Source organism: Enterobacter bugandensis, from assembly GCF_900324475.1.
Lineage (GTDB): Bacteria > Pseudomonadota > Gammaproteobacteria > Enterobacterales > Enterobacteriaceae > Enterobacter > Enterobacter bugandensis.
This window is the reverse complement of record NZ_LT992502.1, coordinates 3,159,201-3,171,554: the sequence shown is the minus strand read 5'-3', so window position 1 is coordinate 3,171,554 and position 12,354 is coordinate 3,159,201. Positions and strand designations below refer to the sequence as shown.

Here is a 12,354-nt window from a genome sequence, read left to right as displayed (position 1 = left end):
CGGAATGACGATTAAATCGGGGATGGTAGTTTCTGCGGCGCTACTCGCGGCGCTAAGCCTGCCGTTACAGGCGGCGGAGCCGGTAAAAGTGGGCTCAAAGATCGATACCGAGGGCGCGCTGCTCGGGAATATTATTCTCCAGGTGCTGGAAAGCCACGGCGTGAAAACCGTCAATAAAGTTCAGCTGGGCACCACGCCCGTCGTGCGCGGCGCGATTACCTCCGGCGAGCTGGATATCTATCCTGAATATACCGGCAACGGCGCGTTCTTCTTTAAAGAAGAGAACGATCCAGCATGGAAAAACGCCAAAGCTGGCTATGAAAAAGTCAAAAAACTCGACGCGGAACAGAACAAGCTGGTCTGGCTGACCCCGGCCCCGGCCAACAATACCTGGACTATCGCCGTGCGTAAGGACGTGGCGGAGAAAGGGAAGCTCACCTCGCTTGCGGATCTCAGCCGCTACCTGAAAGAGAAGGGCGACTTCAAGCTCGCGGCGTCCGCGGAGTTTATCGAGCGTCCTGACGCGCTGCCGGCGTTTGAAAAAGCCTACGACTTCAAGCTCGACCAGGCGCAGCTGCTCTCGCTGGCGGGCGGGGATACCGCGGTAACCATCAAGGCGGCGGCACAGCAAACCTCCGGTGTTAACGCGGCGATGGCCTACGGCACCGACGGCCCGGTCGCGGCGCTGGGCCTGCAAACCCTGACCGATCCAAAAGGCGTTCAGCCGATCTACGCTCCAACCCCGGTTGTGCGTGAGGCGGTGCTGAAAGCCTACCCGGATATTGCGGAATGGCTCAAACCGGTCTTCGAAAAGCTGGATGAAAAAACGCTGCAACAGCTGAATGCCAGCATTGCCGTCGAGGGACTGGATGCCAAAAAAGTGGCCGCCGACTTCCTGAAACAACAAGGGCTTGTGAAGTAACGGGAAAGGGCTGTGCCAATAAAATGTCATAACCGCGTACTGCTGCTGTTGGCCTGCGTGGCCATCGCGGCAGTCGCGTTACCGTTTGTGAACGTCGCGCCTAACCGCCTGATGTCGGGGGAAGGGCGTGCTCTCTGGGACGTATGGTCTTTCACGCCGTGGTGGCTGGCGGCTGCGCTGACCGCGTGGGTTGCACTGTCGCTCTGGCAAGGGCGAACGGCGCAGTGGCTGACGCTGCTGCTCTCGGAAGGTCTCTTTATCGCGCTGTTCTGGAGCGCGGGGCTGGCGGCAACGCATATGGCCTCGGCGGAAAGTCCGCTGGCGAGAACCACGCCAGGCAGCGGCCTGTGGCTCTGGCTGGCTTTGTGTTTACTGGCCAGCAGCGATGCGATTCGTCGTCTCATCGCCAGTTCTGTCTGGCGCTGGGTGCTTAATGCGCAGATATGGTCTATTCCGCTGCTGTTATTGTTCAGTGGTGAACTGAACAACCTCTCGCTGTTAAAAGAGTACGCCAACCGTCAGGAGGTATTTGATGATGCCCTGGCGCAACATCTGACGATCCTTTTCGGCACGCTGATCCCGGCGCTGCTGATCGGGATACCGCTCGGCATGTGGTGTTATCGTCATCCCTCACGTCAGGGTAGCATCTTTGCCGTGCTCAACGTCATCCAGACCATTCCCTCCGTTGCGCTGTTTGGCCTGCTGATTGCCCCTCTGGCCGGGCTGGTGAAGTCGTTTCCCGCGCTGGGCGCGGTGGGTATCGCCGGAACGGGGTTAACGCCCGCGCTGATTGCGCTGGTGCTGTATGCGCTGCTCCCGCTGGTGCGCGGCGTGGTCGCCGGCTTAAGCCAGGTTGCGCCGGATGTGCTGGAAAGCGCCCATGCGATGGGGATGAGCGCGCGACAGTGTTTCTGGAAGATTCAGCTCCCGCTGGCGCTGCCCCTGCTGCTGCGCAGCCTGCGGGTGGTGGCAGTTCAGACCGTTGGCATGGCGGTGATTGCCGCGCTGATTGGAGCGGGCGGCTTTGGCGCGCTGGTGTTCCAGGGGCTGCTGAGCAGCGCCCTCGATCTGGTGTTGTTAGGCGTAGTCCCTACCATTGCGCTGGCGGTTGTCGTCGACGCGCTGTTTGCCTTATGGCTCGCGCTGCTCAGGAGAAGAGCCAATGATTGAATTTCATGATGTGAGTAAAACCTTTGCCGGCCGCCCGGCGGCGAGCCATCTGAACCTGAACTTTGCCGAGGGGGCATTTTCCGTGCTGATTGGCACTTCGGGCTCGGGAAAATCCACCACGCTGAAGATGATCAACCGGCTGGTGGAGCATGACAGCGGGTTAATTCGCTTTGCCGGGGAAGAGATCCGCAGCCTGCCGGTGCTGGATCTGCGCCGCCGAATAGGCTATGCCATTCAGTCTATCGGCCTGTTTCCGCACTGGACGGTGGCACAGAACATCGCCACCGTGCTGCAGCTGGAGAAATGGTCGCGGGCTAAAATCGCTGACCGCGTTGATGAACTGATGTCTCTGCTGGGGCTGGAGCCCGCGTTGCGCGACCGCTATCCTCACCAGCTCTCCGGTGGGCAACAGCAGCGCGTGGGCGTGGCGCGCGCGCTGGCGGCTAACCCGCAGGTGCTGCTGATGGATGAACCCTTTGGCGCGCTGGATCCCGTTACGCGCGGGGCGCTGCAAACGGAGATGACCCGCATTCACCGCATTCTTGGTCGAACCATCGTCCTCGTGACGCACGATATAGATGAAGCCCTGCGCCTGGCCGATCATCTGGTGCTGATGGACCACGGCGAGGTGGTGCAGCAGGGCGCGCCGCTTGCGCTGCTGACCAGCCCGAAGAATGACTTTGTACGCGAGTTTTTTGGCCGCAGCGAGCTGGGCGTCAGGCTGCTCTCCCTGCGGACGGTCGGAGACTATATGCGCCGGGAGAATGCACCGCCCGGCGGGGAACCGTTACAGGAGCAGATGAGCCTGCGGGATGCCCTCTCCGCGTTTGTCGCGCGCCGGTGCGAAGTCCTGCCCGTGGCGGATGTCCGGGGTGCGCCGTGCGGCAGCCTGCATTTTCGCGATCTGCTGGCCGGGGAGGTGACGCGTGAAGGCACTGCGTGATCCACTCCTCTGGCTGGTAGCGCTCTTTGTCGCCTTACTGTTTCTGATGCCTCACAGCGCGGCGCTGTTTAACACTCTTTTTCCGGGGCTACCGCGGCCGGTGTATCAGCAGGAGAGCTTTATTAACCTTGCCCTGGCGCATCTCTGGCTGGTGGCGCTCTCAAGCGTCATCGCGGTGGTGCTGGGAGTAGGAGCGGGCATCGCGGTCACGCGACCTGCGGGCCGGGAGTTTCGTCCGCTGGTGGAGACGGTTGCGGCCATTGGGCAGACGTTTCCGCCGGTGGCGGTGCTGGCGATAGCGGTGCCGGTGATGGGTTTTGGTCAGCAGCCCGCGATTATTGCGCTGATTCTGTACGGCGTGTTGCCCGTTCTGCAGGGCACGCTGGCGGGCGTTGCGGCGGTCCCGGCGTCTGTTTTAAGCGTGGCGGAAGGGATGGGGATGAGCCGCTGGCAGCGGCTGCGCAAGGTAGAACTGCCGCTTGCGGCACCGGTTATTATTGCCGGGATCCGCACGTCGGTGATCATTAACATCGGGACGGCGACCATTGCGTCTACGGTCGGTGCCAATACGCTGGGAACGCCGATCATCATCGGCTTAAGCGGGTTTAATACGGCTTATATTATGCAGGGGGCGGTGCTGGTCGCGCTGGCGGCCATCGTTGTCGATCGCCTTTTTGAGCGGCTGGCGCTGTACCTCAGCCGACACCGCCACGAACGATAAACGAGTATCCTGCAAGCATCACGCCGCCGATACCGCTTACGGCCATCAGGACAAAAAGGGTAATAATGGCGAGTTTAGTTGCCTTCATCATGTGCTCCTGTTGTTAACGGAACAATTATACGGTGAAGCGCAGCTGTTAATGAACCATTAAATGCCGTTATGGCTCATCCGGGCCAAGGGAATAAACCGGATAACCATGCTCACGCCACTCCGTCAGCAGCTGTTGCTGCGTGGCGGACGGCACTTCGCCACACCAGACCAGCAGGGTCTGGCCGTCGAAAAACTCGGGTTTGAGCTGCCCCAGCGAGTGCGCAAGGACATCCACGCGCCAGCCCTTTTGGGTGGCGATCCACGCTTCCAGCCACAGACGGGTGGTATCGTGCACGTTCCAGCCGACCACCAGCGCATCTTTTCCTGCCTTATTCTTCGCCGAGGCAAGACAGACGGCAATATAGTTGATCAGCACCCCGTCAAGCATGCTGAGCAGCGCCTGCAGGGTAGACTGTTGGCACTGCAGGCGCCGACGGAGCGGAATGAAAAGATGGGTGATAAGCGTTTTCGCCGGATAATCGCGACCCTGCTCTTTGATCCAGGCGCGCAGTCGCTGCAGGTTACCCGCCTGAAGGAGCCGCAGCAGCGTTTCCTGCTGCTCGCGCCAGAGGCGTTGCGTGTCCGGGTCGTCGTGGCTCAGCAGGGACTTTACTTTCCCGACCTGCACCCCGTTGTCGATCCAGCTTTTGATTTCGCGGATCCGGTCGATATCGGCATCGTTGAAAAGGCGATGACCACCGTCCGTCCTCTGCGGTTTGAGCAATCCATACCGTCGCTGCCACGCCCGTAGGGTAACGGGATTGATATCACAAAGGAGTGCCACTTCACCGATTGTGTAAAGCGCCATATTTGCCCCCTGGCTTACGCGTCCCCAGCTTAACTGTAGACCCACTTTGCCGAACCAGGAAGAATTGATTAATTTTTAAACAAATAATGCGAGCCATGCACGATGTGCAGAAAAAGATGTGATAACGGACACGATTTTGCGCTTTTTTGGGGCGCTTCAAAGAAAGTTCAGCCGCATCCGTGTATGTTACGCGTTTTTTAGCGTGTGCGGTTTTGAGTATGTACGAGTTTAACCTGGTGCTGCTGTTGCTTCAGCAGATGTGCGTGTTTCTGGTCATTGCCTGGCTGATGAGCAAAACGCGTCTTTTCATTCCGCTGATGCAGGTCACCGTACGCCTGCCGCACAAGCTGCTCTGCTACGTCACCTTCTCTATTTTTTGCATCATGGGGACCTACTTCGGCCTCCACATCGAAGACTCTATTGCTAATACGCGTGCCATCGGCGCGGTGATGGGCGGGCTGCTGGGCGGCCCGGTCGTCGGTGGTCTTGTCGGTTTAACTGGTGGGCTGCATCGCTATTCCATGGGCGGGATGACGGCGCTCAGCTGCATGATCTCGACGATCGTCGAAGGGCTGCTTGGTGGCCTGGTGCACAGCTATATGATTAAGCGCGGTCGCCCGGACAAGGTGTTTAGCCCGCTTACCGCCGGGGCCATTACATTTGTGGCTGAAATGGCGCAGATGGCGATCATTCTGCTGATTGCCCGCCCGTTTGAGGATGCGCTGCACCTGGTCAGCAGTATTGCCGCCCCGATGATGGTGACCAACACCGTCGGCGCGGCGCTGTTTATGCGTATTCTGCTCGACAAGCGCGCCATGTTTGAGAAGTACACCTCGGCCTTTTCCGCCACGGCGTTGAAGGTTGCCGCCTCGACCGAAGGGATCCTGCGTCAGGGGTTTAACGAAGAGAACAGCATGAAGGTCGCGCAGGTGCTTTATAAAGAGCTGGATATCGGTGCGGTGGCCATTACCGATCGCGAAAAGCTGCTGGCGTTTACCGGCACCGGAGACGATCACCACCTGCCGGGCAAACCGATCTCGTCGACCTATACGCTGCGCGCCATTGAAACCGGCGAAGTAGTGTATGCCGACGGTAACGAAGTGCCTTACCGCTGCTCGCTGCATCCGCAGTGCAAGCTGGGCTCCACGCTCGTCATTCCGCTGCGCGGGGAAAATCAGCGAGTGATGGGCACCATCAAGCTGTATGAGGCGAAAAACCGTCTGTTCAGCTCCATCAACCGCACGCTGGGGGAGGGTATCGCCCAGCTTCTTTCCGCGCAAATTCTGGCCGGGCAGTATGAACGGCAGAAAGCCCTGCTGACGCAGTCTGAAATTAAGCTGCTGCATGCCCAGGTCAATCCGCATTTCCTGTTTAATGCCCTCAACACGCTCAAAGCAGTGATCCGCCGCGACAGCGATCAGGCCGCGCAGCTGGTGCAGTTTTTGTCGACCTTTTTCCGTAAAAACCTGAAGCGCCCGTCAGAGATCGTTACCCTCGCCGATGAAATTGAGCACGTGAATGCCTATCTGCAAATTGAGCAGGCGCGGTTTCAGTCCCGCCTGCAGGTGTCGCTCTCCGTTCCGGACGAGCTGGCGTATCAGCATCTTCCGGCCTTTACCCTGCAGCCTATCGTGGAGAACGCCATCAAGCACGGTACCTCGCAGCTGCTGGGGACAGGGGAGATAACCATTGCCGCCAGCCGTTTTAACCACCATCTGGTGCTGGATATTGAAGATAACGCCGGGCTGTACCAGCCTTCCGCTTCGGGCGGATTAGGGATGAGCCTGGTTGATAAACGTCTGCGCGCCCATTTTGGCGACGACTGTGGCATTACCGTCGCCTGCGAGCCTGACCGTTTTACCCGTATTACCGTTCGACTGCCGCTGGAGGAAAACGCATGTTAAGAGTGCTGATCGTGGATGACGAGCCGCTGGCACGGGAAAACCTGCGCGTTCTGCTGCAGGAGCAGCCAGACATTGAGATTGTGGGGGAGTGCGCCAACGCCATTGAGGCCATCGGTGCGGTGCACAAGCTGCGCCCGGACGTGCTGTTCCTCGACATTCAGATGCCGCGCATCAGCGGGCTGGAGATGGTCGGCATGCTCGACCCGGCGCATCGCCCCTATATCGTGTTTCTGACGGCGTTCGACGAATATGCCGTTAAGGCTTTTGAGGAGCACGCGTTCGATTATTTACTCAAGCCGATTGAAGAGAAGCGGCTGGAAAAAACGCTCACCCGCTTACGCCAGGAGCGAACCGTCCAGGACGTCACGCTGCTGCCGGAGAACCAGCAGCCGCTGAAATTTATCCCCTGCACCGGGCACAGCCGGATCTATCTGCTGCAAATGGATGATGTGGCGTTTGTCAGCAGCCGCCTGAGCGGGGTGTTTGTCACCAGCGCGGAAGGGAACGAAGGGTTTACCGAGCTGACCCTGCGTACGCTCGAGAGCCGCACGCCGCTGATTCGCTGTCACCGTCAGTATCTGGTGAACATGGCGCACCTGAAGGAGATCCGTCTGGAAGATAACGGTCAGGCCGAGCTGGTGCTGCGCGCCGGGCAGACCGTCCCCGTCAGCCGCCGCTATCTGAAAAGTTTGAAAGAGGCGATTGGCCTGTAAAACTGGTACACTGCGCGCCATTGCATCATCGACATTCGAAGGCTCTATGCTAAGTAACGATATTCTTCGTAGCCTGCGCTACACCCTGAAAGCAAACAATAACGACATGGTGCGCATTCTTGCGCTGTCCGACATGGAATCCACGTCTGCAAATTTTGATACCTGGATGACCAAAGAAGACGAAGAGGGCTTCGTCCGCTGCCCGGACATCATTCTGTCGGGTTTTCTGAACGGGCTGATTTACGATAAACGTGGAAAAGATGACTCCGCGCCCGAGCTGGCGCTGGAGCGTCGCGTGAACAACAACACGGTGCTGAAAAAGCTGCGTATCGCCTTTTCGCTGAAAACGGACGATATCCAGGCGATCATGACCGAGCAGAAATACCGCGTGTCGATGCCGGAAATCACCGCCATGATGCGCGCGCCGGACCACAAAAATTACCGCGAGTGCGGCGACCAGTTTCTGCGTAATTTCCTGCGCGGGCTGACCCATCGGGTGCATCACCCGAAACCATAAAAAAAGCCGGAGATTATCTCCGGCTTTTTTGTTATTTCACCTGCTGGCCCGGCTTCGCGCCTTCGTCTGGGCTTAACAGGAAGATATCCTTCCCGCCAGGGCCTGCTGCCATCACCATCCCCTCGGAAATGCCGAAGCGCATTTTGCGCGGCGCCAGGTTAGCGACCATCACGGTTTGACGGCCGATCAGCACCAGCGGGTCCGGGTAGGCAGAACGGATGCCGGAGAAGACGTTGCGCTTCTCGCCGCCGAGATCCAGCGTCAGGCGCAGCAGCTTGTCAGAGCCTTCCACGAATTCTGCGTTTTCAATCAGCGCCACGCGCAGGTCGACTTTAGCGAAATCATCAAAGGTGATGGTTTCCTGAATCGGATCGTCCGCCAGCGGGCCGGTTACCGGTGCTGCAGCCGCTTTCACCTCTTCTTTAGAGGCTTCGACCAGCGCTTCAACCTGCTTCATCTCGATGCGGTTATACAGCGCCTTAAAGGTGTTCACCTTGTGGCCGAGCAGCGGCTGCGCCATTGCATCCCAGGTCAGTTCGGTGTTCAGGAACGCTTCAGCGCGGGCTGCCAGCTGCGGCAGAACCGGCTTCAGGTACGTCATCAGCACGCGGAACAGGTTGATGCCCATGGAGCAGATGGCCTGCAGATCGGCATCGCGGCCTTCCTGTTTAGCGACAACCCACGGCGCCTGCTCGTCCACATAGCGGTTAGCCAGGTCAGCTAGCGCCATGATTTCACGCACTGCTTTACCGAACTCGCGCGTTTCCCAGGCTTCGCCAATGGTGGCTGCCGCGTCGGTGAAGGTTTGGTACAGGGCAGGGTCCGCCAGCTCAGCGGCCATTACGCCGTCAAAGCGCTTGGCGATAAAGCCCGCGTTACGGGACGCCAGGTTCACCACCTTGTTGACGATGTCTGCGTTCACGCGCTGCACGAAATCTTCCAGGTTCAGGTCGATATCATCGATGCGGGAAGAGAGCTTCGCGGTGTAGTAGTAGCGCAGGCTGTCCGCGTCGAAGTGGTTCAGCCAGGTGCTGGCCTTGATGAACGTCCCGCGGGACTTGGACATCTTGGCGCCGTTCACCGTGACGTAGCCGTGAACAAACAGGTTGGTTGGCTTGCGGAAGTTGCTGCCTTCCAGCATGGCCGGCCAGAACAGGCTGTGGAAGTAAACGATGTCTTTGCCGATGAAGTGGTACAGCTCGGCGGTAGAGTCTTTCTTCCAGTATTCGTCGAAGCTGACGGTGTCGCCCCGCTTGTCGCACAGGTTCTTGAAGGAGCCCATGTAGCCGATTGGCGCATCCAGCCAGACGTAGAAATATTTGCCCGGCGCATTCGGGATTTCGAAGCCAAAGTACGGCGCATCGCGAGAGATATCCCACTGCTGCAGGCCGGATTCGAACCACTCCTGCATCTTGTTCGCCACCTGCTCCTGCAGCGCGCCACTGCGGGTCCACGCCTGCAGCATTTCGCTGAAGGACGGCAGGTCGAAGAAGAAGTGCTCGGAATCACGCATCACAGGTGTGGCGCCGGATACCACGGATTTGGGCTCAATCAGTTCGGTCGGGCTGTAGGTCGCGCCGCAGACTTCGCAGTTATCGCCGTACTGATCCGGGGATTTACATTTTGGACAGGTGCCTTTGACGAAACGGTCCGGCAGGAACATGCCTTTTTCCGGATCGTACAGCTGAGAGATAGTGCGGTTTTTGATGAAACCGTTCTCTTTCAGACGGGTGTAGATCAGCTCCGACAGCTCGCGGTTTTCGTCGCTGTGCGTGGAGTGATAGTTGTCATAGCTGATGTCAAAGCCAGCAAAATCGGTCTGATGCTCCTGACTCATTTCGGCAATCATCTGCTCCGGGGAAATCCCCAGCTGCTGCGCTTTCAGCATAATCGGCGTGCCGTGGGCATCGTCCGCACAGATGAAGTTAACCTCGTGGCCGCGCATTCGCTGGTAACGGACCCAGACATCAGCCTGGATATGCTCCAGCATGTGGCCGAGGTGGATTGAGCCGTTGGCGTACGGCAGGGCGCACGTTACCAGAATTTTTTTCGCGACTTGAGTCATAGTAGGCATTACTTCTTTTAACTGTGAAAAGGGTTTTCGATATTACCAAAAGGGGCATTATTAAGTAAGCACAAACCACGGCCTTTCAGGTAAACTTGTTTGTCTAAGGTCTTATTCACAAGAACAAAGGAGTCGGGATGAGTTCTCAATCCCAGGCCAAATCACCGGAAGCCTTACGAGCAATGGTCGCCGGGACGCTGGCTAACTTTCAGCATCCAACCCTGAAACATAACCTCACTACGCTGAAAGCGTTGCACCACGTCGCGTGGCTGGACGATACGCTGCACGTTGAAGTGCAGATGCCGTTCGTCTGGACCAGTGCCTTTGACGCGCTGAAAGAGCAGACCAGCGCCGAGCTGCTGCGCATTACCGGTGCGAAAGCGATTGACTGGAAGCTGAGCCACAGCATTGCCACGCTGAAGCGTGTGAAAAATCAGCCGGGCGTCAACGGGGTGAAAAACATCATCGCCGTGAGTTCAGGTAAGGGTGGGGTGGGTAAATCCTCTACCGCCGTCAACCTCGCGCTCGCGCTGGCGGCGGAAGGGGCAAAGGTTGGTATTCTGGATGCCGATATCTACGGTCCGTCTATTCCAAACATGCTGGGTGCGGAAAATCAGCGTCCAACCTCGCCGGACGGCACGCATATGGCGCCGATCGTGGCGCACGGTCTGGCGACCAACTCCATCGGTTACCTGGTGACCGACGATAACGCCATGGTCTGGCGCGGCCCGATGGCCAGCAAAGCGCTGCTGCAGATGCTGCAGGAAACGATGTGGCCGGATCTGGATTATCTGGTGCTGGACATGCCGCCGGGCACCGGTGACATTCAGCTGACGCTGGCGCAGAACATCCCGGTAACGGGGGCCGTTGTGGTCACCACGCCGCAGGATATCGCGCTGATCGACGCCAAAAAAGGCATCGTGATGTTCGAGAAAGTGGAAGTGCCGGTGCTCGGCATCGTCGAGAACATGAGCATGCACATCTGCAGCAACTGCGGACACCATGAGCCTATCTTTGGTACGGGTGGGGCGGAAAAACTGGCAGCGCAGTATCACACCCAGCTGCTGGGGCAGATGCCGCTGCATATTTCCTTGCGTGAAGATCTGGACAGCGGGAAGCCGACGGTCGTCAGCCGTCCGGACAGCGAGTTCGCTGAGATGTATCGCCAGCTGGCGGGGCGCGTTGCGGCGCAGCTCTACTGGCAGGGTGAAGTGATCCCGGGTGAAATCGCCTTCCGCGCGGTGTAACCCCCCAGCGCAGGATTGCCGGGTGGCGGTTTCGCCTTACCCGGCCTACGAAATACGATTTTGTAGGTCAGGTAAGCGAAGCGCCACCTGACTTTACCCAAGCCGGTAATGCATAAGATAGTACTCTCCCTCAGGAGAATTCCCCGTCGCCTCAATGTGCCAGCCGTGCCGCTGGTAAAACGTAATAGCCCGCGCATTTTTCACCAGACACTTGAGTGAGCCCGTGCTGGTAAACGTCTTATGTACGTGCTCAAGCAACACATGTCCGACGCCCAGGCTCTGATACTGCGGGTCGACAAACAGGTTGTGCAGAAAATTATCGTTCGTCCAGACTGAGGCGAAGCCAAGTCGGTGCCCATCCTGCTCCGCCACCCAAATCTCTTCGTCCAGGGTTGCCGCGTCAAAATCTTCAAGCTGCCACGCAGAACTGTCCAGCCACGGCCAGGCTTCACGCCGGGCGTGGAGGTAGAGCGTACGCAGGAAAGGGCGGTCGCTCTCCTGCCACGGACGGATTACGATCGTATCAGCGATGATAGAAAATATCTCCATTGTAGGCTTTGTAGATTTTGCCATCTGCATCGCCAATCAGGACGTAGTTTTCGCCCATGTAGGTCCAGTGGGTACCGGCATCCGGTGCCGGAAGATTACGCAGCTGGTACTGTTTAATGGTGTACTCCGGCGTTTGATACTGCGCCGGTGCCGTATCGCCGATTTTAAACTTCGTGAAATCGGCGATGAACTCTTGTTCTTCATAGGCCTTGATGCCCGATGGCGCAGCGGCGGTTTGCGGGGCAGAAAACGCGGAGCCCGCCAGAGACAGTAATACACCCAGAAGCAGCAATTTACGCTTAGCCATTTTTTCTCCAGTGATATTGTTTCAGAGACTTTCGTCTGCAGGGCACCCAGCACAAGACAGACGGTCTATTTTAAGTATCAAAGCATGATGCGTTTGATAAAAAATGTAACAAAAGTGGAGGGGTTTGGGTAGTCGATAACGGTGATGCTCATCATTGCGGTGAATGTTGATTGTGCGGAATATTTGTTATTTTTATTATTTTATTAATCTATTCTGAAAATAAGTTTATACGTCAAAATAGCACCGTTAAGCGAATGCTTTCGTAAGGGATAACATTTAATATCGCGGCGCATAAAGTATTATTACTCTCCGTTTTCTTGCGCAATTGTGCGCTGTTTTTTAACTTTTTAAACAACAGCGAACGTGTGTTTTACAGTGTCACGGGGAAATAATAAATA

The 12,354-nt window shown here is 57.6% G+C and carries 13 protein-coding genes; 8 read left to right on the top strand and 5 right to left on the bottom strand.

The window, feature by feature from the left end; genetic code table 11:
- The first annotated feature begins 4 nt into the window (after positions 1–4).
- The 4 genes from osmF to DG357_RS15350 are packed head-to-tail and all read left to right on the top strand — an operon-like array spanning position 5 to position 3,756.
- Complete coding sequence (gene osmF, locus DG357_RS15365) at positions 5–922, top strand: glycine betaine ABC transporter substrate-binding protein OsmF (protein WP_041909045.1); 918 nt, start codon at positions 5–7, stop codon at positions 920–922.
- A 12-nt stretch (positions 923–934) separates the two neighbouring features.
- Positions 935–2,092: an ABC transporter permease gene (locus DG357_RS15360; RefSeq protein WP_063155030.1), complete on the top strand. Its 1,158-nt coding sequence runs from the start codon at positions 935–937 to the stop codon at positions 2,090–2,092.
- Positions 2,085–3,035, top strand: coding sequence for an ABC transporter ATP-binding protein (locus DG357_RS15355; RefSeq protein WP_088204800.1), 951 nt, complete (start codon positions 2,085–2,087; stop codon positions 3,033–3,035). Before DG357_RS15360 ends, DG357_RS15355 begins: the two co-directional genes overlap by 8 nt.
- Positions 3,019–3,756: an ABC transporter permease gene (locus DG357_RS15350; protein WP_088204801.1), complete on the top strand. Its 738-nt coding sequence runs from the start codon at positions 3,019–3,021 to the stop codon at positions 3,754–3,756. The genes DG357_RS15355 and DG357_RS15350 overlap by 17 nt, the downstream gene beginning before the upstream one ends.
- Here DG357_RS15350 and DG357_RS15345 read toward each other — a convergent pair.
- Together DG357_RS15345 and mlrA are read right to left on the bottom strand one after the other, a co-directional pair.
- Positions 3,731–3,844: a protein YohO gene (locus tag DG357_RS15345; protein ID WP_008500895.1), complete on the bottom strand. Its 114-nt coding sequence runs from the start codon at positions 3,842–3,844 to the stop codon at positions 3,731–3,733. The two genes, DG357_RS15350 and DG357_RS15345, sit on opposite strands and share 26 nt — an antisense overlap.
- A 69-nt stretch (positions 3,845–3,913) precedes the next feature.
- A complete protein-coding gene (gene mlrA, locus DG357_RS15340) occupies positions 3,914–4,654 on the bottom strand; it encodes an HTH-type transcriptional regulator MlrA (RefSeq protein WP_028013838.1) in 741 nt (246 codons plus the stop codon).
- A 218-nt stretch (positions 4,655–4,872) separates the two neighbouring features.
- Between mlrA and DG357_RS15335 the strand changes: the two genes are divergently transcribed.
- The 3 genes from DG357_RS15335 to DG357_RS15325 are packed head-to-tail and all read left to right on the top strand — an operon-like array spanning position 4,873 to position 7,788.
- Complete coding sequence (locus DG357_RS15335) at positions 4,873–6,558, top strand: sensor histidine kinase (RefSeq protein ID WP_059354110.1); 1,686 nt, start codon at positions 4,873–4,875, stop codon at positions 6,556–6,558.
- Positions 6,552–7,271 (top strand): two-component system response regulator BtsR, encoded by a 720-nt coding sequence (btsR, locus tag DG357_RS15330; RefSeq protein ID WP_023312443.1) that lies wholly within the window; start codon positions 6,552–6,554, stop codon positions 7,269–7,271. The genes DG357_RS15335 and btsR overlap by 7 nt, the downstream gene beginning before the upstream one ends.
- A 46-nt stretch (positions 7,272–7,317) precedes the next feature.
- Positions 7,318–7,788, top strand: a complete 471-nt coding sequence (locus tag DG357_RS15325; RefSeq protein WP_045259745.1) for a YehS family protein — start codon at positions 7,318–7,320, stop codon at positions 7,786–7,788.
- Between the two features lie 31 nt (positions 7,789–7,819).
- Here the strand turns inward: DG357_RS15325 and metG are convergent, their stop codons facing one another.
- A complete protein-coding gene (metG, locus tag DG357_RS15320) occupies positions 7,820–9,853 on the bottom strand; it encodes a methionine--tRNA ligase (protein ID WP_049137331.1) in 2,034 nt (677 codons plus the stop codon).
- A 137-nt stretch (positions 9,854–9,990) separates the two neighbouring features.
- On the opposite strand from metG, the gene apbC reads away from it, so the two are divergent.
- A complete protein-coding gene (gene apbC / locus DG357_RS15315) occupies positions 9,991–11,100 on the top strand; it encodes an iron-sulfur cluster carrier protein ApbC (RefSeq protein WP_028013834.1) in 1,110 nt (369 codons plus the stop codon).
- A 93-nt stretch (positions 11,101–11,193) separates the two neighbouring features.
- Here apbC and DG357_RS15310 read toward each other — a convergent pair whose 3' ends face one another.
- Together DG357_RS15310 and DG357_RS15305 are read right to left on the bottom strand one after the other, a co-directional pair.
- Positions 11,194–11,673 carry a GNAT family N-acetyltransferase gene (locus DG357_RS15310; RefSeq protein WP_088204849.1) on the bottom strand — a complete coding sequence of 160 codons (480 nt, stop codon included), beginning with the start codon at positions 11,671–11,673 and terminating at the stop codon, positions 11,194–11,196.
- Positions 11,624–11,956, bottom strand: a complete 333-nt coding sequence (locus DG357_RS15305; protein ID WP_008500887.1) for an RcnB family protein — start codon at positions 11,954–11,956, stop codon at positions 11,624–11,626. Before DG357_RS15305 ends, DG357_RS15310 begins: the two co-directional genes overlap by 50 nt.
- Between the last annotated feature and the right edge of the window lie 398 nt (positions 11,957–12,354).

Bases quoted from the DNA above. Each gene is read 5' to 3' on its own strand.
- osmF (WP_041909045.1), top strand. From the start codon at position 5: ATGACGATTAAATCGGGGATGGTAGTTTCTGCGGCGCTACTCGCGGCG.
- metG (WP_049137331.1), bottom strand. From the start codon at position 9,853: ATGACTCAAGTCGCGAAAAAAATTCTGGTAACGTGCGCCCTGCCGTAC.
- DG357_RS15310 (WP_088204849.1), bottom strand. From the start codon at position 11,673: ATGGCAAAATCTACAAAGCCTACAATGGAGATATTTTCTATCATCGCT.
- btsR (WP_023312443.1), top strand. From the start codon at position 6,552: ATGTTAAGAGTGCTGATCGTGGATGACGAGCCGCTGGCACGGGAAAAC.
- DG357_RS15305 (WP_008500887.1), bottom strand. From the start codon at position 11,956: ATGGCTAAGCGTAAATTGCTGCTTCTGGGTGTATTACTGTCTCTGGCG.
- DG357_RS15335 (WP_059354110.1), top strand. From the start codon at position 4,873: ATGTACGAGTTTAACCTGGTGCTGCTGTTGCTTCAGCAGATGTGCGTG.
- mlrA (WP_028013838.1), bottom strand. From the start codon at position 4,654: ATGGCGCTTTACACAATCGGTGAAGTGGCACTCCTTTGTGATATCAAT.
- DG357_RS15345 (WP_008500895.1), bottom strand. From the start codon at position 3,844: ATGAAGGCAACTAAACTCGCCATTATTACCCTTTTTGTCCTGATGGCC.
- apbC (WP_028013834.1), top strand. From the start codon at position 9,991: ATGAGTTCTCAATCCCAGGCCAAATCACCGGAAGCCTTACGAGCAATG.
- DG357_RS15325 (WP_045259745.1), top strand. From the start codon at position 7,318: ATGCTAAGTAACGATATTCTTCGTAGCCTGCGCTACACCCTGAAAGCA.
- DG357_RS15355 (WP_088204800.1), top strand. From the start codon at position 2,085: ATGATTGAATTTCATGATGTGAGTAAAACCTTTGCCGGCCGCCCGGCG.